This is a genomic window from Streptomyces sp. NPDC007205 (assembly GCF_040634095.1).
Classification (GTDB): Bacteria; Actinomycetota; Actinomycetes; order Streptomycetales; family Streptomycetaceae; genus Streptomyces.
In genome coordinates this window covers 1-24888 of the sequence record NZ_JBEYEW010000046.1, presented here as the reverse complement: position 1 = coordinate 24888, position 24888 = coordinate 1, and the positions used below count along the sequence as shown (strand labels likewise).

Below are 24888 nucleotides of genomic sequence, written 5' to 3'. Positions count from 1 at the left end.
AAGGCACCGGCCCTTGCGCCCTGTGCCATCCCGGTGCCCGTCTTCCCTGCAACCGCCGGGGCGGTGTTCGTCGGGAGCCGGGGCCGGCGGCGGCACGGCCAACGGCCCCGGGTGGACGAACCCGGGGCCGGGGCGAGCATCAGTAGCTGTGGGTGCAGTCGACGTTCCCGCTCCACGTACCGCACGCCCACGCCTTCACGTCCCCGTCGTTGACCATGACACTGAAGAAGTGGCCGCTGCCGTACGTGGTGTACTGCTTGCCCTGGTCGTTCTTGATCTGGATCTTGGAGCCGGACGGGGCGCTGATCACGAAGCGGCCCCAGGCGGCGCGGCAGGAGGGGCTGTAGCGCAGCTCCATGGCCGTGATCGGGCCGCTGCCCTCGGCCACTGTGCGGGCATCGTTGGCACAGGTCGTACCGGCGGGGTTCAGGCCGTTGCAGGAGGAGCCGTAGCAACTGGTGGTGGCGGAGGCGGAGGGTGCGGCGACGAGGCCGCCGGCCAGCAGCGCTCCGGTGCCCAGGAGGACGGCTGCGAGGTGCTTCATGGGAAGCCTTTCCGGTTCGGGTCGGGTCGGAGGGTCAGGAGCTGGCGGCGGAGGTGCAGGCGGAGCTGCCGCCGCAGTAGGTGATGTCCCAGTGGTTGCTTTCGCGGGCGTAGACGTTGCCCGTCGAGGAGCGGTAGCGCACCGCGCCGTCACCGCGGGTGGGGATGTGGGTGAGGCGCCTGGTGATGTAGTTGCTGATGCAGGTGTTCGGGGTGATGTCGGCCTTGTAGCCGTGGTAGTGGCTGTACGTGCCCGAGGCATGCCCCACCTCGGTGCCGCCCGTGACGTTGATCGCGCAGCCACTGGCCCTCTTGAGGGTCACGAGACCGTCGACGGTGGCTTGGTTGATCTGCTCGAACGACGTGCAGGCGGAGTGGGAGCGGGTGGTGCAGTTGCCACTGGAGGACCAGGTGACCCCGGCCGCGCGCAGCTGGGAGGCGGCGGCCGACTGCGAGAGCTTGGTGACGGCGAACGCGTTGCCGGGCAGGGCAAGCACGGTGGCGGCGCCGAGGGCCCCGGCGACGAGGCCGAGACGGCGCATACTGCGGATGTTGGGCACGGCGAATTCTCCCTTGTCGGTGGTGCCGGTGCGAGAGCTGCGGTTCGCGGACCGGCAAGGTCCTTGGGCTGCGGCGGGGTCAGTTGACCAGCGCCAGCCATGTGGTGGGGCCGACGATGCCGTCGGGGGTGAGCTGGTTGCGGGTCTGGAAGGCGACCACGGCGTCATGCGTCGCCGCCCCGAAGGAGCCGTCGACCGACAGCGCCGCGCCACGGGCTTTCAGTTCGGCCTGCACCGCGCTGACGGCCGGGCCGTGATCGCCTTCCTTGACAGTGGCGATGAGGGCCTGCCAGGTCTTGGGGCCGACGTTGCCGTCGGGGGTGAGCCGGTTGCGGGTCTGGAAGGCGACCACGGCGTCATGCGTGGCCGCCCCGAAGGAGCTGTCGACCGACAGCGCCGCGCCATGGGCGTTGAGCAGATACTGGACGGTGGTCACCTGCCGGCCGCTGTAGCCCTGCTGGATGACCGGCCAGGCGCCGGCCGGAGGCGGCGGGGGCGGCGTGTAGGTTCCGTTGGCGGCGAGGTTGCGCAGGTCCTGCTTGGTGCCGTTGAACACGTCCTGGTCACCGGGAAACGTGCCGGAGTCGGAGGTCTGCCAGAAGGCGTACCTGGACCAGCCGTTGGGCAGTGGGTGCGGGGTTCCGGTCCAGCTGCCGATCCAGATCAGGTTGGTGGCGGCGAAGGCCGACGAGTTTCCGGTGCACTGCGACCACCACGAGGTGTTGGTGTTGATCACCGGGTTGCGGCCTGTGCGGCGCCGGTATTCGGCGTCGAATGAGGCGATCCAGCGGACCGTCGCAGCCGGGCTGACGCCGTAGCAGGTGGACAGGCCCGGTGTGGCCTCGATGTCCAGGACGCCGGGAAGCGTCTTGCCGTCCGGCCGCCAGGTGCCTCCGTGGTCGACGAAGTAGTCGGCCTGGGCGCTGCCGGAGGACTTGTCCGGCCTGGCGAAGTGATAGGCGCCGCGGATCAGCCCGGCTTCCGCTGCACCGTCGTACTGCTGCGAGAAGCGGGAGCTGATGTAGGAGGTGCCCTCGGTCGCCTTGACGTAGGCGAAGGAGGCTCCGTCGGCGGCGACCGCGGACCAGTCGACGGTCTCCTGGTAGGCGCTGACGTCGAGCCCTTGCACGGCAGCAGCCGCGGCCTGCCGAGACTGTGTCTCCTGGGTCGTCGCCGATGCCGCGACCGGTGCGACAAGCAGTGCCGCCGTGACGGTTGCTGCGGTCAGCGCGCCCCGTAACCCAGCCCGCGTACCGCGTCCGATACGGGTCGACGCGCCCTGAGCGTATCGAGGAGTTCGACAGAGAAGCGTCATCCAGGGGATCCCTTTCACTCGTCCGAGCACTGCCCCTCCGGCGAACGCGGGCCGTGCCTCTGCCCTTGTCAGCGGTGGACGCGGCCACAGCCCCAGCCGTAGAGGGCGTCAGCCGCCGTCTGCCTGCCGGCTGGCGTCCCGGCAATGCTGCTGGGCCGACCCGTTGTTGCGCACCCTGCATCGCCGCGTGCAACAAAACGCCGCGGCAGGCCGGGCGTAGGCGTCGGTCGGCTGAATGACGCTGTTCAGGGATGCGGCGGTGACGAAACCGGTGCGACTGTGGTCCCTCACTGTTCGCGTTGACCATGGGGGACGGGATGGGGCGTCGTGAGAGCCCGCTGGATCCGGCGGCCGGGCCGGTCCAACGCTTCGCCTTCGACTTACGCAAGCTGCGCCAGGAGGCCGGAGGTCTGACCTACCGGGCCATGGCTCAGCAGACGGGCTATTCGGTCGCCACCCTGTCCCGGGCGGCCGCAGGTGGCCAACTGCCCTCGCTGGAGGTGGCCCTGGCCTATGTGCGGGCCTGCGGTGCGGATCCGGGGGAATGGGAGCGGCGCTGGCAGGCGGCGGCTCGGGAGGTGGCAGCCGAGGCGGAGGACACCGAAGACACGGAGGCCCCGTACCGAGGGCTGGCCCGCTTCGAACCCGGCGACCGGGACCTGTTCTTCGGACGTGACCAGCTCGTGGCCCAGCTTGTCGAGCGGGTGCGGGCCCGCCGCATGATCGCGGTGGTGGGCGCCTCCGGCTGCGGCAAGTCCTCCCTCCTGCGCGCGGGCCTCCTGCCCTCCCTCCAAGCCCAGCAGCCATCGGGATGCCGACTGGCAGCCATCCGGATCCTCACCCCGGGGCCGCACCCCTCGTCTGTCCACGCCCATGTGCTGACGGCGAGTCACGAAGCCGGTGACACGGTGGTCGTGGTCGACCAGTTCGAGGAGATCTTCACCCTGTGCTCGGACCCGGCCGAGCGTGCGGCATTCCTCGACCTGCTGGTGAGGGCGGTGGAACCGGAGAGCAGGCTGCGGGTGGTGATCGCGGTACGGGCCGACTTCCTCGGCCGCTGCGCCGAGCATCGTCCGCTGGCCACGGCCCTCACCGACGCCACCTTCCTCCTCGGCCCCATGGGACCGGACGAACTGCGCGACGCGATCGTCAAACCTGCCGCGACCGCAGGCCTGATCGTGGAGCGCACGTTGACGGCGAGGATCGTCAAGGACGTGGCAGAGGAGCCCGGCGGACTGCCACTCATGTCCCACGCTCTGCTGGAGACCTGGCGCCGCCGCAAGGGCCGCACCCTCACTCTGGCCGCCTACGAGGCCGCAGGTGGTGTCCACGGCGCCCTCACCCGCACCGCCGAAGAGCTGTACACCCGCCTCTCACCGGAGCAGGCCGAGGCCGCCCGGCGTATCCTGCTGCGACTGATCACGCCCGGGGAAGGGGCCCAGGACACCAGCCGTCCCGCCGAGCACGCCGAACTGCGGGCGCTGAGCGCCACCGGCCGGCCGAGCGAGGCGGCTTCGGTACTGGAAGAACTGGCCCGCGCGCGGCTGGTCACACTCGACGGTGACATGGTGCACCTGGCCCACGAAGCGTTGATCACGGCATGGCCGCGGCTGCAGTCCTGGATCGACGGCGCCCGCGAACGCCTGCGGGTTCATCACCAACTCATCGAGGCCGCCCGCGCCTGGGACACTCTCGACCAGGACACCGGGGCCCTGTACCGCGGCACCCGCCTCGCCAGAGCCGAGGAGCTTCTCACCGGGTATCGCGCGGACCTCACCCCGGCCGAGGCGGCGTTCCTCGACGCCAGCATCGCCGCCCGCGAGCAGGAGCAGCGGGCGGCGGCCCGCACCGCCCGGCGTATCCGGGTGCTGCTGGCCGCGGTGTCCGCCCTTCTCCTGTTCGCGTCGACGGCCGCTGTCATCGCCTTCCAGCAGCGCTCGCTGGCCCGCGCCGGCCGTGACCGCGCAGTGGCCGAGCAGGTGGTGGCCGAGGCCGGCCAGCTGAATGCGACCGATCCCTCACTGGCGGCGCGGATGTACGTGGCGGCGCACCGGCTGCGGTCGGCCCCTGAAGCCGCCGCCGGCCTGCTGGACACGCAGAACATCGCGCTGTCCTCCGTACTGTCCGGACACTCCCAGCCGGTATATGCGGTGGCGTTCTCACCGGACGGGCGGATTCTGGCGACGGGCGCCGGTGACCGCACCATCCGACTGTGGAGCCTGGCCGACCCCGCACACCCCGTCCCGCTCGGCAAGCAGCTGACCGGGCACACCGACTGGGTGTACTGGCTGCAGTTCTCCCCGGACGGTCACACCCTGGCCAGCGCGAGCCGGGATCGTACGGCACGACTGTGGGACGTCCGCGACCCTCGACACCCGAGGGCCCTCGGCAGGCCGCTCACCGGGCACCGCGATTTCGTCTTCTCCGTGTCGTTCAGCCACGACGCGCGCATCCTGGCCACCGCCAGCCAAGACCACACCGTGCGGCTGTGGGACGTCTCCGAGCCGGCGCACGCCAAGGCACTGGGCCACCCGCTCACCGGGCCCAGTCAGGCCGTCGCCTCGGCCGCTTTCAGCCCGGACGGCCGCACGGTGGCGGCCCCCGGCCACGATCACCTGATCCGACTGTGGAACGTCACGGACCCGACCCGGCCGAAACCGTGGCGGAAGCCGCTGAGCACCCCCGACGTCGTCTACGCGGTCGCCTTCCGCCGAGACAGCAAACTCATGGCCAGCGTGGGAAACGACGACAAGGTGCGACTATGGGACGTGTCCGACCCGGCGCGCGCCAAGCCGCTGGGGCAGCCGCTGACGGGTCACACCGACACCCTGCTCGCGGTGGCGTTCTCACCGGACGGCCGGACACTTGCCACAGCCGGCGCGGACCATGCCATCCGGCTGTGGGACGTCTCCGACCCGCGGCATCCGGCCGCCCTCGGGCAGCCGTTGATCGGCCACACCGGATTCGTCGACTGGCTGGCTTTCAGCCCCGACGGGCGGTCTCTGGCCAGCGCGAGCGACGACCACACCGTACGTCTGTGGCATCTGCCGCGTGCCTTCCTGGCCGGCCATCTCGGCAGCGTCACCGGCATCGCGTACAGCAGGGACGGCCGTGTACTGGCCGGCGCGAGCGGCGGAAGGGTACGGCTCTGGGACGTCCGTGATCCGGCGGGCGGCAGGCAGGTGAGCGAGCTGCCGGGTCAGCACCTCGCCCGCCGGGTGATGTTCCAGCCGCGGGGCCGGCTGCTCGCGAGCGCCGATGGTGACGGCACCGTGCGGCTGTGGGACGTGTCCGCCCCGGACCGTCCCCGGCAGGCCGGCCTGATCCGCACCGGTGGCGCCGACCAGGCCGATGGCGTGCTGGCCTTCACACCCGACGGGCGTGTACTGATCACAGGCGGGCCCGGGTACGGCATCCGGCTGTGGAACGTCACCGATCCCGCACGCCCCGCCGCTCTGGGCAGCGCGCTGGCCGGCCACATCAGCTTCGTCCACTGGGTGGGCGTCAGCCCGGACGGCCATACCCTGGCCAGCACGAGCGAGGACGACAAGGTCCGCCTGTGGGACATCCGCGACCCGGTCCGTCCCAGGCGCCTGCCGGACATCCGCACAGGCGACACAGGGGGCACCTTGTGGGGCGCCTTCAGCCCTGACGGACGGCTGCTGGCCACCGCCGGTGTCGGCCACGATGTACGCCTGTGGAACCTCAGCGACCCCGCGCACGCCTCGGCCACCGGCAACTCGCTGACCGGGCACACCGGCCGGGTGACCTGGGTGGGTTTCAGTGCGGACGGCCACACGCTGGCCTCCGCCGGCGAGGACCGGAGCGTCTTGCTGTGGGACCTGACCGACCCTGCTCGACCGGCTCCCTGGGGCAGGGCGCTCACAGCAGGGCATACCGGAGCGATCGAGACGGCCGCGTACCGCCCGGACGGACAACTTCTGGCCACAGCGGGACCGGACGGCATGATCGAGTTCACGCCCCTCGGGCTCGGCCCGGCGATCCGGCGGATCTGCGCCGGCACCGCGGGTCTGCTCACCCCGGCGCAATGGCGGGACTACGTACGGGACCTCCCCTACTTTCAGCCATGCCGCGTCTGACGCGGGGTCTCCCTCACACTGCCGTCGCCGTCGCCCCGCATTCCCCGGCGCCGGGGCGACGGCTGGTCGGCCGACAGAGGTAAGCCAACCCTCGCCACCGGCCCGTCCGTGCGTACTCCAGTCAGATTCCACGTCTTGAGCTGCTTGTTGTGAGGCTGTTCACCGGACGCCTGATGGACAAATGCGGCGCCTGTCCGGGCTCGGGCACCTGAACCTCGGCTACGACCCGTGGAGCAGGCATGAGCGGTAGCGAGTTGCCCGGCGTCGACCTGGCCCAGCTTGCGCTGCGGGCCGATGGAGCAGGCCCGGAAGAACTGCGGCGGCCGCACGGCGAAGGCCAAGCAGCCCCGTCCGACCACGGTGGTGCGCCGTGACGGACGCGAGCCGCTGGACCTGGGTGCCGCGATCGGCGCGCTGCTCACCGAACGGCCCTGGGAGCTCCCGGCCGCTCGCCCTGCCGCGGCGGCGAGTTCGGCGAAGCGGCGACCTGGAAGCCGGCTGCTGGGTCCGACGCCTCTTCCACGACGCCTGCCCCTCTGGACAAATCGGGCATTTGCACTGCTGAAAAGGTTGTTTCATGCGGCGCTACGGGCCTGCGCAACAACGAGCCGGCCCGGAAGTCTGGTGCCTGGCCCGGCGTCGGACCGCCATGTCGACGGGGCGTCGGCCATCCCGGATGAGCGGTGCGCACCGGACGGTGATGTCGCCCTCGTCCGATCCAGTGGACCGCTCCCAGCCGGGAAGCGGCGTCGAGACATTGGGAGGAACGTTGAACAAGCAGTTGGGTCGGGGTATGGCCACCGTGCTACTGGCAGGCGGTCTCGTCGCAGGAGGTGCGGGCGCGTCATGGGCCGCGGGTACTTCAGTAGCGCTGTCCGGTGGCGTCATCGCCACTCAGTCGGCAGTTGGCGCAACCCCCGCCGCGGCTTCCTCTGCGGGCGCCACAGCGAAGGAGCAGGCTCTCGCCGCTGCCGGATGCACCAGTTGGAGGGACTCTGCCGGCCCTGGCCACGGACACCGCCGGCACGTCAAGTGCGCGGGGACGGGGAAGCGCGTCAAGGTCTACATCCTGTGCACGACCGGTGACTCCGCAAGCCGGGACTTCCGGTTCGAATACAACAAGGCCGAGTGCCCGGGGTACGGCGGCCGGGAAGAAGGCTGGGACTACGACCTCAGCTCGTGAGGTCGGCGTGCCCCGGCTGCGGTCTTCCCCCCGCCTGAACGGCGATGGCCCGGTTCCGCGGCGCTGTACGGCTTCGCGGGGAGAGGTGACCGGCCCCTTCCTCCCGGCCATCGTGCGGCGTCTGGCCGCCGGGAGCTCGTCGGTCCCTTCAACCAAAGACCGCTTCTTACGGTCATCCGCCTGCGGCGCGGGTTGGCGCTACACAGGCGGACGTTGAGCAGTGGCGGGAGGCCAACTCCTGGAACCGGGGGCGCTTTCATCAGCACCGCTGACGGATACGAGCACCAGCGCGGCGGCGCCGGTGCTCGTATCCGTCCCGCTACTCCGGGTCGGCCAAGGTGCCCGTGTCCGACCGCACTGCGGAGCAGTCGGCGTTGCTGTGAGTCTCCGGCCTGCTTTCCGCCGGAGCACCCCACGCTCAGCGGCCTTGGCCCGGCCAGAATGCAGACTGCGGCCGTCAGGCCCAACTGGGCGGGCCGCTCCGTGCTTCGCGGGCTTACCGCCTCGCCCTACTGAGAAGAGCCAGCTCAGGACACGAAAAACGGCCAGTTCGGTCAGTTCGGCCGGCGGCTCGCGTCCTCGGCCACCGCCTGCCGTCCCACTCCCGTGCCTGTCTCTCTCGCATCCAAGGAGACATCATGCACTGCAATGCCGCTCCGCCGCGTCGCCCACGGGCTCGGCGCATTCCTCGGCGCCGCACTCCTCTGCGCCACCGCCGCCACCGCCCAGGCAGGAGCCGTTCCGGCCGACCAGCCCGCCACGAAGGCCTCGGAAGCCTCGGTGGCTCCGGTGGCCTGCGGCATCGTCGACGGTGTGGAGATCGGCGACCAGTTCACCGCCGGCAACTGCATCGACTGGTCGCGGGCCTACGGAACGGTCGAGGTCGTCGGCTTCAAGCTCACCCGCAGCTGAGCCGCCACTCGTCCGGTCAACGACAGCCACGTCCCTCCTCGACCGATCGGAGTATCTCGATGCGACCGGCACGAAAACACCCACGCGTACTGCACACGCTCGTGGCCGCAGTTCTGGCCGGCGCCGCCCAGTTCGCCGGGGCTGGCGCGGCCGATGCAGTCACGCCGCCGTCCTCCGCGGCGCCGGGGTGCCACTGGGCCCACGGCCTGCCTACCGAAGTCCTGGAGTTGGGCAGCACCGGCGGCTGCGTGCAGTACCTGCAGGACAAACTCGCCGTCACAGTCGACGGGATCTTCGGCCGCAGAACGTACAACGCGGTCGTGGCCACCCAGGAACACTGCAACCTGCACGTTGACGGCATCGTCGGCCCCAAGACCTGGGACGCCATCCTGTACTGGTGCCGCGAATGACAACGGCCGGCACGATGAGCCGAGCTGTCGGTGGGTGATGCGGTCGGGGAGTGATGCGGCAGCAGCCAGGCCAAGGTGCGCTCGATCGCCCCCCGGTAGGTGGCCAGCCCGGTGCCGTGCCGTGTAGCGCGGCGGGCGGTGCGGAGGCGCCGCTCACGCTGCGCCGGCAGTGGCGGTCTGACCACTCATCCGCACCCACGGCACACTCTCCCCACCCGGACCGGATACTCAACTCTCGTGCCGGACACGGCAAACAGCGGCGATCCCCCTCATGGTGACAGGCGTTGTTATTGGCCCGGTTCTCGTATAGCTGCCGTTACCCGACAAGTAACGGCAGGCAGTGATCCTGGCGCGTGCGGTCGACGTGAAGATCTGTGGAATCGGCTCGTAGTGCTGCTGGAGGAGAACGGGGATAGAGCAATGGCCGCTCTCACCCTGGGCGGGCTGAGGCTCCGCAGACCTCCTGGTCGCCGCAGGCCTGAGCGAGGTGCAGGACGTCCGGGTGCAGCGGCTGGACGGCGACGTGCTCGCCGCGGCCGTGGCTGGGACGAGCGCTACGGCTGGCGCACCGCGGTCAGCCGGCGGCACCCGATCGGAAAGGACACTGGCGCCCCGCCGGAGGGCGAAGGCATCCGCTACCTCAGCGAGCACCAGCAGCGCGAACCCTCCGAGCTGCTGGCCGCGCTCACCGACCACCGGCACGGCACCAGGCATCCCAAGACCGTCCACCCGGCCGGAGGCCCGCTGCAGGGCTGAACCCGCCGACCGTCCCTGGCCCGGCTCTCCACCCGTGACCTGCGCCGTGAGCTGTTCCACGCGCTCGGCTTACAGTGGCGCCGCCCGCCCAAGTTGACGGTGCCCGGAGCAGGGGTTTCACCCGGACGGCGGAGCGGGCAGGATGAGGCGGCCATGACATACCCATACGGTGCTGACCCGAAGGGAACCGTCTCGTGCTCCGTAAGCCAAGCACGCTGCTTGCCGCCTCCACCCTGCTCCTCCTCGGCACCGCGACGCAGGCCGCAGCCGACAATCCGCTCTCTGCCGCGCCGTCGGCCGCCTGCACCTACACGCCGGCCGTTCCCGCAGACAACTTCAAGGGGATACCGGTCTTCGACCCGGTGAAGGCCGCCAAGCCGTACAGCGCGACGCTGCGCACCGGCCAGGGCGCGATCACCTTCCGGGCACTGACCGACAAGGCTCCCTGCACCACGTACTCCTTCAAGTTCCTCGCCCAGCACGACTACTTCGACCGCTCGCACTGCCACCGGCTCACCACCGCGCGCATCTACGTGCTCCAGTGCGGCGACCCGACCGGCACCGGGAGCGGCGGACCTGGTTACTCCTTCCCAGACGAGAACTTGACCGGGGCGACCTATCCTGCCGGGACGGTGGCGATGGCCAACGCTGGGCCCAACACCAACGGAAGCCAGTTCTTCTTCGTCTGGAAGGACACCAAACTCTCGCCGGCCTACACGCCGTTCGGCAAAGTCACCGCGGGCCTCGACGTGCTCCAGAAGATCGCGGTGGGCGGCGAGGACGACCAGAACGGGCCGGGAGACGGCTTTCCGACGCTGCCGGTGAACATCAAGCGCGTACAGATCAAGAGCAGGTAGTACGGTCCTGTCCCGGCCCTGTCCTTGCCGGAAGCTTCGTCCGTCCCGGTCATGGTCGGCGTCGAGGACGTGTGTCCCAACCACGTGTTCACCGTCATCGGCCTGCGCCGGGGCGTCGACATGCGCGACCTGTTCATCGCCGGAGTGATCCCTGGCCCGGGTCACCGAAGAATTCGTCATTCTGGAAACCAGCGGACAGAGATTCACCCGCTGGGCAATGAAATTCGACGCATCCGACGCCGCTGCAGCACCCGCATATGCAATGCCGCACCGACGACGTAGAAGAGGACACCGCCGGCGCACTGCTGCAATCCGTCCTCGCCGGCGTGTCCATCAACTCTCGGCGGGGGGGCGGCGTTTCGGCGGGAGCGGTGTGGATCTGGGTACGTGCGGATCTCGGGCACGGGCGTTACGGAGAACGAGATCGACTATGCCCCGGCCGAGCATCACGCATGGTACGCGGTCTACCACTCCGAGGCCGTCGACGTTCCCGAGCCGGTCGTCCTGTACGACACCTTTGGCTGCCGCGGCGTCCGGGCGGACACCGCCATCGTCGTGGAGAGGATCCGCCGTTTCCTCACTGCCGCCTGCCGCGCCCGCCACCCCCCGGGCGGGCACCGTCCGCACGGCCCTTTGGAAGGACCGGATCCATGTACTTGGTGACCACCGATACTCGACTCGGCGCTGTCGTCGTCGCCCCGGCGTGCGTCAGAGTCGTCGACGACAAGGCTCACGGTCCCGGTCGCTCCGCCGCCGCCACACCAAGCCCTGACAGGGTGGAGGCGGCCAGGCAGAAGGCGGAATGAGAGCGCAGGCAGGCGGCTCCGCCCGGGGTGACGTGAGGGACGGCACCATCGCCGCGCTCGGCAGCCGCCTGGTCCACCTCGACCGCTCGGGCAGAGTGAAGAACCTCGCGGACGCGCACAGCGCCCCGTTCGACATCCGGCCAGCCGCCAACGGCACGATCGCCTTCCTCGAGCGCACGGGCAATTCCACGGCGCGCGCACGGCTGTTCACCGGCAGCGGCACGCCGAAGGGGATCGCCTCGGGCCGGCTCGGCGACCTCGACCTCGTGCAGGGCGGCGCGGGCAGGGTCTTCCTCACCGGCCGCCCCTACGGCACCCCGCCACTGTGGGAAGACGCCGCAGCCCCTCCTTCACCTGGGAGTACTCCATCGGCTGGGCCTTCACGGAGCGCGAGCAGCAGGCCGTGGAGACCCTGGACCGTAAGGGGCCTGTGGCAGCCGGCGCTCTCGACGCGGACGGGCAGGCACGCCAGGACGCGTTCGTCGCCGGCATCACCGGCCTGCTCGGCGACCTGTCCCGCTGGCCGCCGCACCACAGCGTGGTCGTGCGCAAGGAGCCACTGCACCCGCGCTACGCGCGAAGGACGCGAGCGCCTACGAGAAGAAACACGACATGCGGTACCAGACGTTCGCCACCAACACCCGTGGACGTCAAGCCGCGTGGCTTGACTGTCGTCACCGGAGTCACGCACGGGTCGAGTCGAAGATCCGCGACAGCAAGGCCGAAGGGCTGGGCCTGCTGCCCTCGCGGACCATGAAGGTCAACAGCGCGTGGCTGCTGGCGGTCGCGCTCGCCACCGACCTGAGGGCCTGGCTGCGACTACTCGCCCTGGACGACGACCTCGCCAAAGCAACACCGAAGACCCTGCGCTACCGGTTCCTGCACGTCCCCGCCCTGCTCGTGCGCGGCCAGAGAAGACGCCGCCTGAAAATCCCTCACACCTGGCCCTGCGCGAAGGAGATCGTCCAAGCCTTCACCCGGATCCTCGCCCTGCCCCACCCGGCCTGACCGGCGACACCACGTCCCGCCGAGCGCCGAGAGGAGGCACTCCGCAGTCCACCGGGCACGTGGAACCCGGCGGCACCGGCACGGCAGCCGACGCGCAACCCTGACCGGCACCACCCACGGACAGGAACGAAAGCAACAACACGGGCGCACGGTCACCCGATCAGCGTGGTGAAACAACGAGGCTGGGGCCTGGGCTGGGACAACAACCCGGCCAACCCTATCTATGCCAAGGGCTGGGGCCATCCGTTCATGAACACCGACGTGGACGGACCGGAGGCGGACAAGGACGCGGCCCATCCGCAGGAGTGGCCCTACGAGGAGAAGGTGATGGGCTGGGCGGCCTGGTCCATCGACACCGGCTACTCCTACGCGACCTCCGGGCGGCAGGACTGGCCCGGAGAGTCCGGCTTCTCCTCCGCCGGCTTCCGCCCCGCCTACTGGAACGGAACGGCCGCGCCCGCCACGGAGCAAGGCAGCGCGAAATACAACCGGGCGCGCGTCGCTCCGGACCGAGTGCTACGCACAGTACTGGTGGAACCAGCCCAATACGACCTGGAAGTCCGACTGCGCCACTACGTGCGGCTTTGAGAACATCAGGTACCAGAGCCTGGTGAGGGAACCGGGACGCGGCACTCGGCTGCAGACCGGTACGCCGGTGTGCTCCGCCGCCCCGGCCGGATCCAAGGTCGTCGCCTCGGTGCCGGACGGAACCCCGTCCTGGAGCGATCAGAGCGGCTGCGCGACGATCCACTCCGCGGGAAAGTTCCAGTTCTCGTTCAACCCGGGTGCGGAAGGCCGGTACGAAGCGAAGGCCGACCTGCACTCGGTGGGCGGCGGGTACGGCGGCCACTACTGGTACACCCATACCCGCGACGCCGACCACTTCGGCGGTGACGGCGGTTATATGACCATCGACGGCACTTGGACCCTCGGCCAGAGCCTCAACTGGGCGCGTGTCCTGGTCCACCTTCCCGACACCGGGGCACAGACCAGGCAGGCCGCCTACACGATCGGCGGTTCTGACACGAGCAGCCGTACGCGGATCGTGGAGCAGCAAGCCGGCCGATGGGTCAGCCTCGGCGTCGTCCACTTCACCGGAACCCCGTCCGTGACGTTGACCAACACCACCGCCGACGGGACCGGCGACGAGGACGTTGCCTGGGGCGCGGTCGCTTTCCAGCGTCTTCCCGGTAAACCGAACCACACGGTCGTCGCGATGGGCGACTCCTTCTCCAGTGGTGAGGGAGCCTCTGAGGGCAACCGGGACTACTACCCGGAGACGAACTGGCGCAACAAGGTCAGCGGAGACCTCGACGGCTGCCACCGCTCCACCTACGCGTGGTCCCGGCAGGCAAAGCTCCCCGGCGAACAGCTCTCCATCGGCGAGCTGGACGACAACTGGAGCGCGCGGATGGACTACCACCTCATCGCCTGCTCCGGATCCCGCACCTACAACGTGATCGCTCCGGCCGACCCCAAAGACAGGAGATACGACAACAGTGGAGAGTTGCCGCAGATCGAGCAGGGATACCTGGACCAGAACACCGACCTGGTCACCACCTCCATCGGCGGCAACGACTTCCGGTTCGGCTACGTGATCACCCAGTGCATGGGGCCGGGGAATCCGTGCCAGGAGAAGAAGTTCGACAACGTCGAAGACAAGGGCGTACCTGACGGCCCCTACCAGGCTAAGCCGCTCGCGGAAGCCGTCCCGGACCTCATCAGCGATGTCGTCGCACCCAGCATCCAGAAGACGCTCGAGGCAATCCACGACAAGGCCCCGCATGCCCGGATCGTCCTCATGGGTTACCCGGCACTGCTGTCCAACGACGCCTCCTGCCTCAACAAGATCCCTCTCGTCGGGATCTCACCGGAGGAGTCGCAGTGGCTCAACGGCGTAGCCGACTACCTGGCACAGACGATGTCCGAGACCGCTGACCTCGTCAGGAAGCACGGAGTGGACGTCGGCTATGCCAACCAGCACCGCGTCGACCCGGCCATCGCGAAGGCGGTGGAACGGCAGACCGCCGTGATGCGGGAGCTGTCCCGCCGCGCGTTCCCCGAGCCCGACAGCGTCCCGGATGATGCGCCGGCCCGATCGAGGCGGCCTTCGCGCAGCGCCACCGCCAGGCCGCAGCGACCGAGGCAGCCGCGCTGCGCCGAGCCCGGGCGGAGCGGCGGCGGCCAGCCGAAAGCCGTACCGGCCACACAGACAGCGTGAGCGGCGACCCGTCACACCCCCATGCCGGAAGGCAGGCGAGCAGCAGTTCCTCGATGAGAGCGGGCGTCGGGTCGGTGGGGAGTTCCTCGCCATCCGGGTTGGCGGCGCGGAGCCGGGCGTCCTCGCGGGCCTGCGTCTCGGCCTGGTCCAGCAGCAGGTGCTGGACAGCCGACCCGAGCACGGGGTGGGCGGTGAGCTGCGCCCACCGCTGGGGCACCGGACCAGCATCGCCCAGCCGAAGCGGCCGCCCAGCTCCAGCGACCAGTCCTTCGGGAACGCGGACACGGCCTCCCAGCCCTCTTCGGGTTCTGGGTGAAGCGGGTACGCGGCGAGCGGGGTGAGGCAGGCTTCCAGGGCGGCGTCGAACAGTTCCTGCGGCACGGGCGGGGCCGGCGCGGCGCCCCTGGTGCGGGTGTAGCAGTCGGGGTCCCAGTCCCGGATGACCTGTTCCACCCTCGTGGGCGGGGAGACGGGGCGGGAGCGCGATCGCCGCCTCGACCTGGTTGGGGTGCCGTGCCAGCGCGGAGATCAGCCCGGCCCAGGCCCGGCGGTGCCGCAGGATGGCGGGCACGTCGGCGGCGGTCACGGTGCCGTCGGCCGCCAGGGCGGCCAGAGTCTTCTCGCCGGCGTGCACCATGAGCTGGCCACGCAGCCGCTTGGCAGAGGTCCCGGCCAGCAGCGCGGGCAGCGCGGCCTTGAGGGCTTCCTCCCGCCACCGGTCGGCCTGGGCGTCGAATCCGTCCGGCGTCGTCGCCGGGGCACACAAGGCCCCGATCACCGTTTTGAGTGCTTCCTTGGGGAGGTCCTCGCTCATCGCGATATCCCGCCACAGCGGGTACGTACGGGCATTGACCATCCTTGGATCCCCTCCCACACCTGACCCGGCGTCACTGCCTGCCCTGGTACGACCGTACGACGCACTCGGGCCCGAGCGGGCGCGATCCATGAAGTCGCCTCGCCTTCATGCGCTGACCCGGGCCGTGCGAGGGCGCGGCGGGTCAAGAGCGCGGATCAGCTCCGGCATAGAGGACGCGGCGGTATGCGGCCACATCACCGCGTCAGGGACCCGACTTGACCGGCGTGACCGTGTTCTGCGCGGTGGGCCGCATGAACGCGGACCAGGAGGGCGGTCAGGGCAGCCGGCTCGAAGGTCGCTCGGTAGCCTTCGGTCAGTTCGTGGATCAAGGCGCTGACCCCCATGCAGCCGAAGGGTGCGGTGGTCGTAGTCGATCGCCGCGAGCACCAGGGCCTGGCAGGCGGTCATGTTGGCGGCCACCACGGTGCTCAAGACCCGGCGGGTGAGGTCGTCGTCCAGGGTGAGGCAGCCGCAGTCGCAGAACCGCATGCGCTGGGCCAGAGCGAGGGATTCCTCCTGGGTAAGGAGGTCTGCGATGGCATCGGCGGCAACGAAGCCGAAGTCGATCGCGACCTGGTAAGCGTGATGGCACACGGTCGGGTCGGCGGCGAGGGCGTGAGGACGGCATGCCGCGTTCAACAGGCCCGACACACGGACGTACACCGCCGCTTCCCCCACTTGGCGTACCGCGTCCGGCTGACCGGCACCATCCCAGCCGATGCTTTACGACGTAAAGAACACATCGCGGCAGCCAACGAGCACGTGCAGGGTGCGTCCATGTCCTGGCGACCGTGCCCGTGAAGGCTCGCCCCGCCACGGCGGCCGCCGACCCGGCTCCACGGCCCGCTGCCCCGGCCGTGCCGGTGGAACGTAGGACGCCGCCTGATCAACGACGTTGGAGGCTTGGGCAGTTGGCGCTCTGCCGCGCTCGGGCCGGTGGCTACGTTGCCGGGTATGTCGAATCATCGTCAGTGGCCCGGCCCGAAGGGGCAGTCCTACGTTGCCGCACCGGAGCTCCCGTCGTTACGACCGGCCGCCGGCTTTGGACGTCACCATGTGCGCCGCGACGGCACCCAGGAGAATCGGCCTGCCTTGGCCCCGCGGCCGCCCCGGGGTTCGTACGACCCCGCCCGCGCCAAGCCCCGGGAGACGGGGAAGTCGGTGAAGAAGTGCGCCAGCTGCGATGGGGAGTGCAGGGAAGAGTGCCCGGTCGGTACAACGCTGGCGCAAGGCCTGGTCCCATGGCGGACCGAGAGCCCTGGCCTTCAAGGGACCGGCGTCACTGCCGCTGCTCCGTGACGAGTTGTTCGCCGTGCTGGAGCAGGAGCTAGCCAAGGGGCCGGTGGCACACTACTGGCCGGACCAGACCTCGACCCTGTCACGAATCAAGACCCTCATCGGGCGCCGGTTCCACAAGAGTTACACCGTGCAAGGTGTTGCCGTTGCTCAAGTTGGCTGGAACTGCCGGGTGCCGGCCCGCCGGGCGGTGGAGCGCGACGAGGCGGCGGTGGCCGGCTGGGTGAAGGCCTGGCCGAACTTGAAAGGACCGTGGCGGCGCTCGACGCATGGCTCGTCTTCGGGGACGAGGCCGGTTTCTCCATGACGCCGCCGACCGGCCGAACCTGGAATAGGAGATGGGCGGGACCAGTTCAACGGGAGTAACTGACCCTGCCCACCTACACGAGGGGGAGGAGAAGAATGCCGCACGGGGGGGCTAATAGTGCCCCGTGCGGCATCTCTTGTTTGCGTCATACCGCAAAGGGGTCGCCTATCACACCACAGAGCCGCACGAGCCCTGACTGCCCCTCGTCACTGACCTTCACATAGACGGTGTAAGACCATCCATGTGACTCCGCTTTACGTCGCGCCCAGATCAGCACTTCTTCAATATCAGCTTCTGACACCTGGTATTCGTGCGAATGATTACTAGCCGTGTCCCAGAAATAAACGCGATACACGGCATGGTCCTGCTCCCAGGTGATGTCCCTAGGGTCTACCGGACAAGTGTGCATGGCTCCACCATAGAACCTGGGCCACGATGACGCGCCCCCTCAGAGAGCTACTTCACGTAGAGCGTCTGGCTGAGGCCGGTGTCGATGTTCCCGGGCTGCGGGGCTGTGATCTGGCCGCTGATGACGCCGGTGTACCAACCCGCCTTGCGTACCTGCGTTCCGCTTTCCAGGGGCGTATAAAACGTTGCAGTCTTCCCATTCTTGATCACCTGGGTCTGGCTGGAAGTGGCCATGACCTGCCTCGGCCCCACACGAGGCCCCAATTCCAGCCTGCCGTTGAGGTGCACGGTAACCGACGGGTAGGTGCTTTCGCAGGTAACCCGGGTCTTGAAAAGAATCCGCCCATCGGGCTGCCCTGAGGACCGGTGGGGGTTCTGTGGTGTCGCGGTACAAACCGCGCCACCAGCAACAGCAAGCTTGGCACTCCGCGGCTGAGGCGATTCCTCGGCGCTTGCGGGGGTTGATATCAGAACGGTCGCGGTCAGCCCAATCGCTCCCAGAGCGGTTATCGTTCGGCGCTTCATTAGTACGCTCCTTCTGGTGGGGGGTTAAGAGCCAGGAACTCGGGCCATCAATAGCCCTGCCTGGGGCGACCCGATATTACAGCCTAAGATCATCTGACTAGTGATCAGTGACTTTGATCACGCGGATTTCAAGCCACTTGATCGCCGCGAGCCACGCCCGCATTAGTCCGGGTGGGGTATTTCCCGCCACTGACAACGTCAGGGATAGGCCGCCCGGGCCGTTAGCAGGCCAACAACTCCTCGATCTGACCTACGCTGCCTCCGTAGGGCCCGCGCACGCCCGTGCGCCCTGGGATGAGCCACTCTGGCCGATATCAGCACGCTGGACCGAGACCGGGACATCCTCGTGCGCACCGGGCTGCGGGTGTTGCCCGAGCCTCTCGTGGTCGTCAACCGCACCGGCTCCCTGTCGGACACCAAGGCCTTCGGCTGGCAGTTCACCCAGCACCTGATTCTTCCCACCGCCCAGTACTCCGGCGTGAGGGTGACGACTTTCATGGACCGCGACGCCCGTGCAGCCGACCGGATGGCGAGAGGCGGTCGCCCAGGCGCGCGCGTCCGGAAGCCCGCCGCCTCTGATGCCGGGTGGCATGTACGGGATGCGGAGTGATGCGTGCCTGTCGGAGGAGAGCAGCGAGATGCTTGCGAATCTGTCCGAGCGCCACCGCCAGTTGCAGAATGCCTTCACCCAGGCCTCACGGTGGCGTTTCGAGCCGGCCGCCGAAATCGGGGAGTGGGACGGGGGCCGTGTGGAGGAGCCGTACGACGACTTTGCGAGCCGCTACATGTTCGCCTTCTTGCGGCGGATCGCCCAGGGCGTCACGGCCGTCGGCCCGCCCCAACCCGCGTCCGGGGTGCGCACGGCCGTAAACGGTAGTGACGGACCTGTGCCGCCGGACCCCGATGTGCGGGTTATCCGGCTCCCTCCGCCCTCTACACGGCCGCCGGATGCAGCGGGAGAGGTGAAGCGGATGTACCACCACCGGTGGCCGGTGCGGATGCACAAGGTGCGGCAGTGGTACCCCAGCCTTCAGGAGCACCGGGTGATCTGGCGCGGCCCCTATATCAAGGGGCCCGCCGATGCTCCGCTGATGAGGGGGAGAAGGCGTACCTCGTGGACTCATGAACCCCCCACCTGAAGCCGGCGCCGGCCAGTGGGGGCGGCGTCGCCCGCGCGGAAACACGGCCTTCACGGTCAGGTACGCAATCAAGGTGTCCGCCAGCGTGTTGGTGATCGCGAACCTGGTTGCAACAGTGACGAGCGCTGACGTGCGGATGGCCGTCAAGACCTCTCCTGGGTGGAAATACTGACGACCCGGACGAGATAGTCAAGTGCGGTGGCCAGGCGGATCCGGCCTTCTTCCGACTCCTGACCGATCCAGGTGGCCGCGTCGAGATTGGCCGCAGCGTAGCCGATGAGGTGTCGTAGGTATCCGCTGCTGTGCTGCTCGGTGTGGCGCAGGATTGTCAGCAGCGCGCAAGCCGTGGGCCGGACGGGGATCGGCAGGCCGAGCTGTCGTACGTAGAGGTTGATCTTGTTGAGGTTCACGACGTCGTAGGCGAGTTCTTGGCTTGCCTCGTGGTCGGGCAGCTCGCGGCTGCGGGCCAGGCGTGCGATCTCCGGGTCAGGCTGGGTTGAGGAGGGTGAAGTGATGGTCGGCTTGGCTGACATGTGCCCGGTCTCCTGTTCGGGCCGTACGGTGCCGTGCGGGCCAGGTTCGGTCCCGGCCCGGACTGATAGAGGGCACGCCGCTGTGGCGGCACGGCGGGCTGCGCTGGCCGCGTGATATCCGTGGAGGGCGGCTTGGGTGAGTGTGTCGGCAGCCGCGGGTTGGCGGCTGCCGAAGATGTGCTCGCTGATAGGCGATCAGGCTGCGCGTGGCGTCCAGGAGTACGGGAGCAAGGGATGGCCGTCCCTCATCCAGTGACGGAAATCCTGGGCGTCACGCAGAACGCCGGTACCGATGGCGAAGCCGTTGTCGAGTTCGCAGTGGTCGACGGCGAGCAGGACGCGGGCGCCGATCTGGGGTGAGAGGCCCAGGTCCAGAGCGACGTGGGCGTTGCGGGTTGCGATGAGCTTCCAGGGCCGGGCCCACGAGAAGTTGACCCGCGGGCCTTGTCGCGGTGATGGCGAGGTCTCTGGAGAAGTGCTGGTTGATCGCGCAGAAGACCCACATGAGACCGGTGGCGTGGGACAGTTCCTTGCTGTGAGTGTTGGGAACGCTGTCTTTCGACTGTTGGAACTCGAGTTCTGTGCCGTCGCGTCCACATAGGGCCAGTCGCCAGCGCCCGCCGTGGCTGCGCAGCTCTGAGTGTGCACATCCGACGACCCGCTGGTAGCACAGGGTCCACAGCTTCCGTTCCGCTGTCGTGTTCATGGGGTGCGTCACGAGGGGGAAGCGACGGGGCGGGAGGTCATGCGGCGACCTGCGTGGTGGAGGAGAAAACGGCGAGGAATTCCCGCAGCTTCCTGCGGCTCAGGCCGTGGGCACGCAGGTCGATCGCTTCGGCCTGGATGATGTCTTCGACGGTCGCTGCCTCCGGGTAGCGGGGATGTGCGGTGGCCACCAGTTCAAGAACGTCGTAGTAGCCGCGGATCTGCTTGGACTGCCGGTTGAGGGACTTGATTGTGTCGTCGCACTCCTTCACCTTGCGCATGTCTCTGCGACCAGGTCGCTGTCTTTGACCGACGCGAGCGATTCCAGGCGGCGGGCGAGACTGCTGAGCTGCTCGTAGCAGTGGGTCCGGGCGGCGTTCAGCTGGACCGCGGTGGTGTTGACCTTCGGTTCGTCGTCGACCGGTGGCTGCGGCGGGACGATGACCTCTTTGATTTCCCCAGTGTCAGGGTCGACCATCTTCACCCGCTGGCCTGGGATCTCAGAAGCCGTTGTCATACCGATCATGGAGTCTGTCGATCGAACGGGAGTCTCGATCGGGTGATCGCGGGCCCTGCCCGGCATGAGAGCAGGGCCTGGCGGTATACGGGGAAATCCAGGGGAGCGGACGGCCGCGCGCTGTTACGGTCGGGCGTCATGAGCTGGCTTCCCGATGACTTCGTCCACCCCGTCCTGGTACCGCTACCGGGCGGTGGTCATCACCTGCGGCCGATCCGGGAGGCGGACACCCCGCTCGACTATCCGGCTGTGATGGGTTCGCGCGAGCGGCTGTGGACCATCTTCGGCCCGGCCTGGGGCTGGCCCGCGGCCACCATGACCTACGAGGCCGACCAGGCCGACCTGTTGCGGCACGAGAAGGAGATCGCCGCACACCAGTCCTTCAACTATGCGCTGTTCGACGCGGCGGAGACAGCTCTGCTCGGCTGTGTCTACATCGACCCACCGGAGAGGGCCGGCGCGGACGGCGAGATCTCCTGGTGGGTGGTGGACGAGCTGGTGGGCAGCAAGGTCGAGCAGGCCCTCGACGCGCTGGTGCCGCAGTGGATCGCCGCCGACTGGCCGTTCGAGCAGCCGCGCTTCCTCGGCCGCGAGATCTCCTGGTCGGACTGGCTCGCCCTGCCGGAGCATCCCGACACGTAAGTGGTTGTTGGCCGTACCGATCTCGAAGGCTGTCGATCGAACGGGAGTCTCGATCGGGTGACTGCGGCGGTTTCCGCGCGTGAAAGCAGGGCCTCCTGGTAGCGCGGGGGTGCGATCCCATTTCGAGCGGTTCCGGGAGGCCCTGTTGTCTTTGTTGTACGTGCCCGAGCACGTTGACTTCAACTCGCCCGCCCTGTCGTGCGATTGCCTCGCGCACGTGTACGGCAACGCGGCCGATCACCCGGACCGGGCGCGCCGGTATCCGTCGGACATGACGGACGCGGAGTGGGCGGAGGTCCGGCCGTTGCTGCCGGTGCCGGCCTGGTTCCAGGGGCGGAGTGGACGGCCTGAGGGCTACTGCCACCGGCAGCTGTTGGACGCGATCCGCTACCTGGTCGCGGGCGATGCCCGCGGGCTTCCCCGATTGGGGCCGGGTTTAAGCCTTCTTCCGCCGCTGGCGCGAGCACGGGCTGATCGCAGAGTTCCACGACCGGCTGCGCGGGACGGTCCGTGAGCGGGAGGGCCGCGAGGCCGGGCCCACGGCGGGGATCATCGACGCGCAGTCGGTGCGGGCCGCCGCGACGGTGCCGGCCGCCTCACGCGGCTACGACGGCGGGAAGAAGGTGCCGGGCCGCAAGCGGCACATCGTGACCGACACCCTCGGCCTGCTCCTGGTCGTCGCGGTCACGGCTGCGAACATCGGCGACCGGGACGCCGCGGCGGGCCTGCTGATGCGGCTGCGCCGTCTGCACCGCGACATCACCCTCCTGTGGGCCGACGGCGGCTACACCGGCTCTCTCGTCGGCTGGTGCCGGGACAAACTCGCCCTGACCTTGGAGATCGTCAAGCGCACCGACGACATGGAGGGGTTCCTGGTGCTGCCGAGGCGGTGGGTGGCAGAGCGCACGTTCGCGTGGCTGATGAACTCGCGCCGTCTGGTCCGGGACTACGAGACCCTGCCTGTCAGCAGCGAGGCGATGATCCGGTGGTCGATGATCACGCGGATGAGCCGGCGCCTGGCACGGCCCCGGGCCGCCGACCGGCACTGAATGCCCCCGACGCCCACCTGCGCACCCCGGCCGAGATGCTGATGGAGGAGCCCTACGACTGGTGCCGGTCGCTGACCGACGAGGAGTGCATGAACCCCTTCCTCGTCGCCATCGACATCAACATGTCGTTCGCCGCGGCCGCGAACGGGCTCACCGTCGGCTTGAACGGGCCGACCCACTTGACCGGCAACCCGACGTTCGACCCGGCGCTGCCCGGCTCGTGGCTGGTCGACCTGAGCCATGTGGACCTGTCCCGTGTGGAGATCAACGGGCGCACCGTCGACGGCGACCGGCTCCCCAGCCCGTTCACGCCCAAGGGCGAGCGCCCCACCGGGCTGACCTGGTACGCCACGGGCTTGAGGACGCGAGGTACACCCTGTGCGTGATCACAGGGACCCGTCAACTGGACACGGCCCTGTACGTGGCTCGCCAACAGCTCGCCGACTCGATGGCACGGCACCAGACTCTGCGCCGCTGACCAGCCGCTCTCGCACCCAGTTTGGGCGGTGCGGTCGCGGTACTGGACCGCGCGCTCGCATGGGACGCGGCCCCGGGCTTCATGTCGTGGGCGGCCGAGGCCGTGCGTGCGTTACCTGTCGCGCATCTCGCGCGTTGGGAGCGGGTAGTGAACGGGACGTGGTGGCTCACACAGGGCGACACCCGGATCGGCGAGTTACGGCAGTACGCAATTGATCAGCCAACGTTCCTCTGCCGCTTCATCCCAGGGCCCGGATGGGAAGGGGTCCGTGCGCTGTTCGAGAGCTGGGCGGCCCTGCGCGGCCCGGACACCGACGGCTCGCGAACAGCGCAGGCCATCAAGCCCATCATGGACCTCGGACTAACGCTGGTTGCCGAAGACGAAGGTCGGCCCATGGCGCTCTTCAGAGAGTGCATCGTCCGTATCGACGGCGACACGGCCCGCGTGCGCCGCTGACCTCAACGAAAGCCGCTGACCATAAAGCACAAGTTCAGTGCTTCGGGAGGCACCCGGTCCGCGGCGTGTTCGATGTTCACGAGAAGCGACAGCGCCCGCGCACGCCGATGAGAATGTTGCCGCTCCGGGCGGACCCTACGAGCTACTGGATGCTCCAGCGGTGCGGATGGCCGGGATCGGTGGGGCAAGCGAAGACGTTGAGCTCGCCGGAGCGGCCCACGGTGACCTCGGTGGGGGTTGCGGACCGAAAGGCGGGCAGGTCTCGGTCCTAGCGGCCGGCCGCCGGGTGCCACTCGCGGCGGAGGAGGCCGAACACCCAGGAGTCGGAGACGTCGCCGTTGACGACGCAGTCCTCGCGGAGGGTGCCTTCGCGGACGAAGCCGAGCTTCTCCAGGACTCGGGCGGACGCCACGTTGCGGGTGTCGGTCTCGGCCTGGACGCGGTTCAGGTCCAGGGTGTCGAACGCCCACCCCAGGACGGCGTGCGCGGTCTCCGTGGCATAGCCGTGGCCCCACGCGGCGGCGTTGAAGACGTAGCCCAGGGACGCGCTGCGGAAGTCCGGGTTCCAGCTGGTCAGGCCGCACCAGCCGATGAACGCGCCGTCGGAGACGCGGTCGACGGCCACCCGCGCTCCCGTGCCTTCCTCCTCGATGGTCCGGCAGGTCGCGATGAAGCGCTGGGCGCGGGCCGGTTCGGTCCACGGCGGGGAGTCCCAGTAACGCAGCACGTGGGCGCTGCTGTGCAGCGCGTAGAGCGGCGCCGCGTCGGCGTCGCTGAACGGCCGCAGTCGCAGGCGGGCGGTTTGCAGCTCGGGGGTGGGCAATATCATGCGAGGCATCCTGCCGCGTCACGCTCGCCCCCGACCATCCGTTTATCCGGACGGTCGGGGCTGCGTACGTCCCCGGTGACGCCGGACGCGCCGCATGGGCGGTGAGTCAGCAGTACCGTGCCGGCACGGCGAGCAAACGGCGGCCGGTACTGGCGCACCCTCGGGGCGCCGACCAGCCTCGTCCTGTACCGGACTCCGGACGGATCGAGGTACGCCGTCCACTTCACCGGGCCAGCCGGCATCGCCGACGGCGCGCTCGCTGGTCCTCCGCCCTGGTCCGAGCCGGACATCACGCAGGCGGCCCTGGTTCAGAAGGCGAAGGAACTCACCCACCGCCGGCTCGACGTCGCACGCTGTCCGGGCCGATCCTTGTCTAAGACCAGGCTCTGATCCTCTTCGGCGCGGGCTTCGCCCTGAAGGCACTGTGGTGGATCGCGGTGATCGTGCTCATCGTGTGGCTGCTCGGCTTCGTCGTCC

At 69.1% G+C, this 24888-nt stretch carries 20 protein-coding genes and 6 pseudogenes; 18 read left to right on the top strand and 8 right to left on the bottom strand.

The genetic code is table 11. The features are described from left to right. Positions 1-139: 139 nt before the first annotated feature. The 3 genes from ABZ624_RS37535 to ABZ624_RS37525 form a co-directional block, all read right to left on the bottom strand. Positions 140-544: a DUF2690 domain-containing protein gene (locus ABZ624_RS37535; RefSeq protein WP_360099211.1), complete on the bottom strand. Its 405-nt coding sequence runs from the start codon at positions 542-544 to the stop codon at positions 140-142. A 34-nt stretch (positions 545-578) separates the two neighbouring features. Continuing rightward, a complete protein-coding gene (locus ABZ624_RS37530; protein WP_360099237.1) occupies positions 579-1085 on the bottom strand; it encodes a hypothetical protein in 507 nt (168 codons plus the stop codon). A gap of 97 nt (positions 1086-1182) precedes the next feature. After that, on the bottom strand, positions 1183-2232 hold the full coding sequence (locus tag ABZ624_RS37525) for a GH25 family lysozyme (protein WP_360099209.1): 1050 nt from the start codon (positions 2230-2232) through the stop codon (positions 1183-1185). 503 nt (positions 2233-2735) lie between these two features. Here ABZ624_RS37525 and ABZ624_RS37520 point away from each other — a divergent pair. The 11 genes and pseudogenes from ABZ624_RS37520 to ABZ624_RS37470 form a co-directional block, all read left to right on the top strand. Further along, positions 2736-6518, top strand: a complete 3783-nt coding sequence (locus ABZ624_RS37520; protein WP_360099207.1) for a helix-turn-helix domain-containing protein — start codon at positions 2736-2738, stop codon at positions 6516-6518. 1831 nt (positions 6519-8349) lie between these two features. Further along, entirely contained in the window at positions 8350-8613 is a 264-nt protein-coding gene (locus ABZ624_RS37515) for a hypothetical protein (protein ID WP_360099205.1), read from the top strand. Between the two features lie 101 nt (positions 8614-8714). Continuing rightward, positions 8715-9023 (top strand): peptidoglycan-binding domain-containing protein, encoded by a 309-nt coding sequence (locus tag ABZ624_RS37510; protein ID WP_360099203.1) that lies wholly within the window; start codon positions 8715-8717, stop codon positions 9021-9023. A gap of 420 nt (positions 9024-9443) precedes the next feature. Continuing rightward, complete coding sequence (locus ABZ624_RS37505) at positions 9444-9779, top strand: hypothetical protein (RefSeq protein ID WP_360099201.1); 336 nt, start codon at positions 9444-9446, stop codon at positions 9777-9779. A gap of 194 nt (positions 9780-9973) precedes the next feature. Next, positions 9974-10636 carry a peptidylprolyl isomerase gene (locus tag ABZ624_RS37500; protein ID WP_360099199.1) on the top strand — a complete coding sequence of 221 codons (663 nt, stop codon included), beginning with the start codon at positions 9974-9976 and terminating at the stop codon, positions 10634-10636. Positions 10637-12054: 1418 nt separating this feature from the next. Further along, on the top strand, positions 12055-12450 hold the full coding sequence (locus tag ABZ624_RS37495; RefSeq protein WP_360099197.1) for a transposase: 396 nt from the start codon (positions 12055-12057) through the stop codon (positions 12448-12450). Between the two features lie 165 nt (positions 12451-12615). Further along, positions 12616-13038, top strand: coding sequence for a hypothetical protein (locus tag ABZ624_RS37490; protein ID WP_360099195.1), 423 nt, complete (start codon positions 12616-12618; stop codon positions 13036-13038). A 316-nt stretch (positions 13039-13354) separates the two neighbouring features. Next, positions 13355-14356: pseudogene (locus ABZ624_RS37485) on the top strand (SGNH/GDSL hydrolase family protein); the annotation flags it as partial. 78 nt (positions 14357-14434) lie between these two features. After that, a pseudogene (locus ABZ624_RS37480) lies at positions 14435-14628 on the top strand (hypothetical protein); the annotation flags it as partial. Positions 14629-15869: 1241 nt separating this feature from the next. Then, positions 15870-16328, top strand: a complete 459-nt coding sequence (locus ABZ624_RS37475; protein ID WP_360099193.1) for a hypothetical protein — start codon at positions 15870-15872, stop codon at positions 16326-16328. Positions 16329-16734: 406 nt separating this feature from the next. Next, positions 16735-17130 (top strand): annotated as a pseudogene (locus ABZ624_RS37470) (winged helix-turn-helix domain-containing protein); the annotation flags it as partial. A 456-nt stretch (positions 17131-17586) separates the two neighbouring features. Here the strand turns inward: ABZ624_RS37470 and ABZ624_RS37465 are convergent. After that, positions 17587-17772: a hypothetical protein gene (locus tag ABZ624_RS37465; protein ID WP_360099191.1), complete on the bottom strand. Its 186-nt coding sequence runs from the start codon at positions 17770-17772 to the stop codon at positions 17587-17589. A gap of 637 nt (positions 17773-18409) precedes the next feature. On the opposite strand from ABZ624_RS37465, the gene ABZ624_RS37460 reads away from it, so the two are divergent. After that, on the top strand, positions 18410-18673 hold the full coding sequence (locus ABZ624_RS37460; RefSeq protein WP_360099189.1) for a hypothetical protein: 264 nt from the start codon (positions 18410-18412) through the stop codon (positions 18671-18673). Positions 18674-19345: 672 nt separating this feature from the next. Here the strand turns inward: ABZ624_RS37460 and ABZ624_RS37455 are convergent. From ABZ624_RS37455 to ABZ624_RS37445, 3 genes are all read right to left on the bottom strand, one after another. Further along, positions 19346-19735, bottom strand: a complete 390-nt coding sequence (locus ABZ624_RS37455; RefSeq protein ID WP_360099187.1) for a hypothetical protein — start codon at positions 19733-19735, stop codon at positions 19346-19348. A gap of 743 nt (positions 19736-20478) precedes the next feature. Continuing rightward, complete coding sequence (locus ABZ624_RS37450; RefSeq protein ID WP_360099185.1) at positions 20479-20721, bottom strand: hypothetical protein; 243 nt, start codon at positions 20719-20721, stop codon at positions 20479-20481. Continuing rightward, positions 20709-20966, bottom strand: coding sequence for a hypothetical protein (locus ABZ624_RS37445; RefSeq protein ID WP_360099183.1), 258 nt, complete (start codon positions 20964-20966; stop codon positions 20709-20711). The genes ABZ624_RS37450 and ABZ624_RS37445 overlap by 13 nt, the downstream gene beginning before the upstream one ends. 129 nt (positions 20967-21095) lie before the next feature. Between ABZ624_RS37445 and ABZ624_RS37440 the strand changes: the two genes are divergently transcribed. From ABZ624_RS37440 to ABZ624_RS37420, 5 genes and pseudogenes are all read left to right on the top strand, one after another. Continuing rightward, complete coding sequence (locus tag ABZ624_RS37440; RefSeq protein ID WP_073492597.1) at positions 21096-21599, top strand: GNAT family N-acetyltransferase; 504 nt, start codon at positions 21096-21098, stop codon at positions 21597-21599. A gap of 271 nt (positions 21600-21870) precedes the next feature. Further along, positions 21871-22648, top strand: a pseudogene (locus ABZ624_RS37435) (IS5 family transposase). A 14-nt stretch (positions 22649-22662) separates the two neighbouring features. Further along, positions 22663-23001: pseudogene (locus ABZ624_RS37430) on the top strand (telomere-binding protein TapR2); the annotation flags it as partial. A gap of 29 nt (positions 23002-23030) precedes the next feature. Beyond that, positions 23031-23126, top strand: coding sequence for a hypothetical protein (locus ABZ624_RS37425; protein ID WP_360099181.1), 96 nt, complete (start codon positions 23031-23033; stop codon positions 23124-23126). Between the two features lie 21 nt (positions 23127-23147). Next, positions 23148-23582: a hypothetical protein gene (locus ABZ624_RS37420; protein ID WP_360099179.1), complete on the top strand. Its 435-nt coding sequence runs from the start codon at positions 23148-23150 to the stop codon at positions 23580-23582. Positions 23583-23850: 268 nt separating this feature from the next. Here ABZ624_RS37420 and ABZ624_RS37415 read toward each other — a convergent pair whose 3' ends face one another. Beyond that, the gene (locus tag ABZ624_RS37415; RefSeq protein ID WP_360099177.1) at positions 23851-24411 is read right to left on the bottom strand and encodes a GNAT family protein; all 561 of its coding nucleotides are present in this window, start codon (positions 24409-24411) and stop codon (positions 23851-23853) included. A 386-nt stretch (positions 24412-24797) separates the two neighbouring features. On the opposite strand from ABZ624_RS37415, the pseudogene ABZ624_RS37410 reads away from it, so the two are divergent. After that, positions 24798-24888 (top strand): annotated as a pseudogene (locus tag ABZ624_RS37410) (hydrophobic protein); the annotation flags it as partial.

Excerpts from the sequence above, each read along its gene's own strand:
- ABZ624_RS37535 (WP_360099211.1), bottom strand. The coding sequence starts at position 544 with ATGAAGCACCTCGCAGCCGTCCTCCTGGGCACCGGAGCGCTGCTGGCC.
- ABZ624_RS37530 (WP_360099237.1), bottom strand. The coding sequence starts at position 1,085 with ATGCGCCGTCTCGGCCTCGTCGCCGGGGCCCTCGGCGCCGCCACCGTG.
- ABZ624_RS37520 (WP_360099207.1), top strand. The coding sequence starts at position 2,736 with ATGGGGCGTCGTGAGAGCCCGCTGGATCCGGCGGCCGGGCCGGTCCAA.
- ABZ624_RS37515 (WP_360099205.1), top strand. The coding sequence starts at position 8,350 with ATGCCGCTCCGCCGCGTCGCCCACGGGCTCGGCGCATTCCTCGGCGCC.
- ABZ624_RS37505 (WP_360099201.1), top strand. The coding sequence starts at position 9,444 with ATGGCCGCTCTCACCCTGGGCGGGCTGAGGCTCCGCAGACCTCCTGGT.
- ABZ624_RS37495 (WP_360099197.1), top strand. The coding sequence starts at position 12,055 with ATGCGGTACCAGACGTTCGCCACCAACACCCGTGGACGTCAAGCCGCG.
- ABZ624_RS37475 (WP_360099193.1), top strand. The coding sequence starts at position 15,870 with ATGCAGCCGAAGGGTGCGGTGGTCGTAGTCGATCGCCGCGAGCACCAG.
- ABZ624_RS37465 (WP_360099191.1), bottom strand. The coding sequence starts at position 17,772 with ATGGCCACTTCCAGCCAGACCCAGGTGATCAAGAATGGGAAGACTGCA.
- ABZ624_RS37455 (WP_360099187.1), bottom strand. The coding sequence starts at position 19,735 with ATGTCAGCCAAGCCGACCATCACTTCACCCTCCTCAACCCAGCCTGAC.
- ABZ624_RS37450 (WP_360099185.1), bottom strand. The coding sequence starts at position 20,721 with ATGCGCAAGGTGAAGGAGTGCGACGACACAATCAAGTCCCTCAACCGG.
- ABZ624_RS37445 (WP_360099183.1), bottom strand. The coding sequence starts at position 20,966 with ATGATCGGTATGACAACGGCTTCTGAGATCCCAGGCCAGCGGGTGAAG.
- ABZ624_RS37440 (WP_073492597.1), top strand. The coding sequence starts at position 21,096 with ATGAGCTGGCTTCCCGATGACTTCGTCCACCCCGTCCTGGTACCGCTA.
- ABZ624_RS37415 (WP_360099177.1), bottom strand. The coding sequence starts at position 24,411 with ATGATATTGCCCACCCCCGAGCTGCAAACCGCCCGCCTGCGACTGCGG.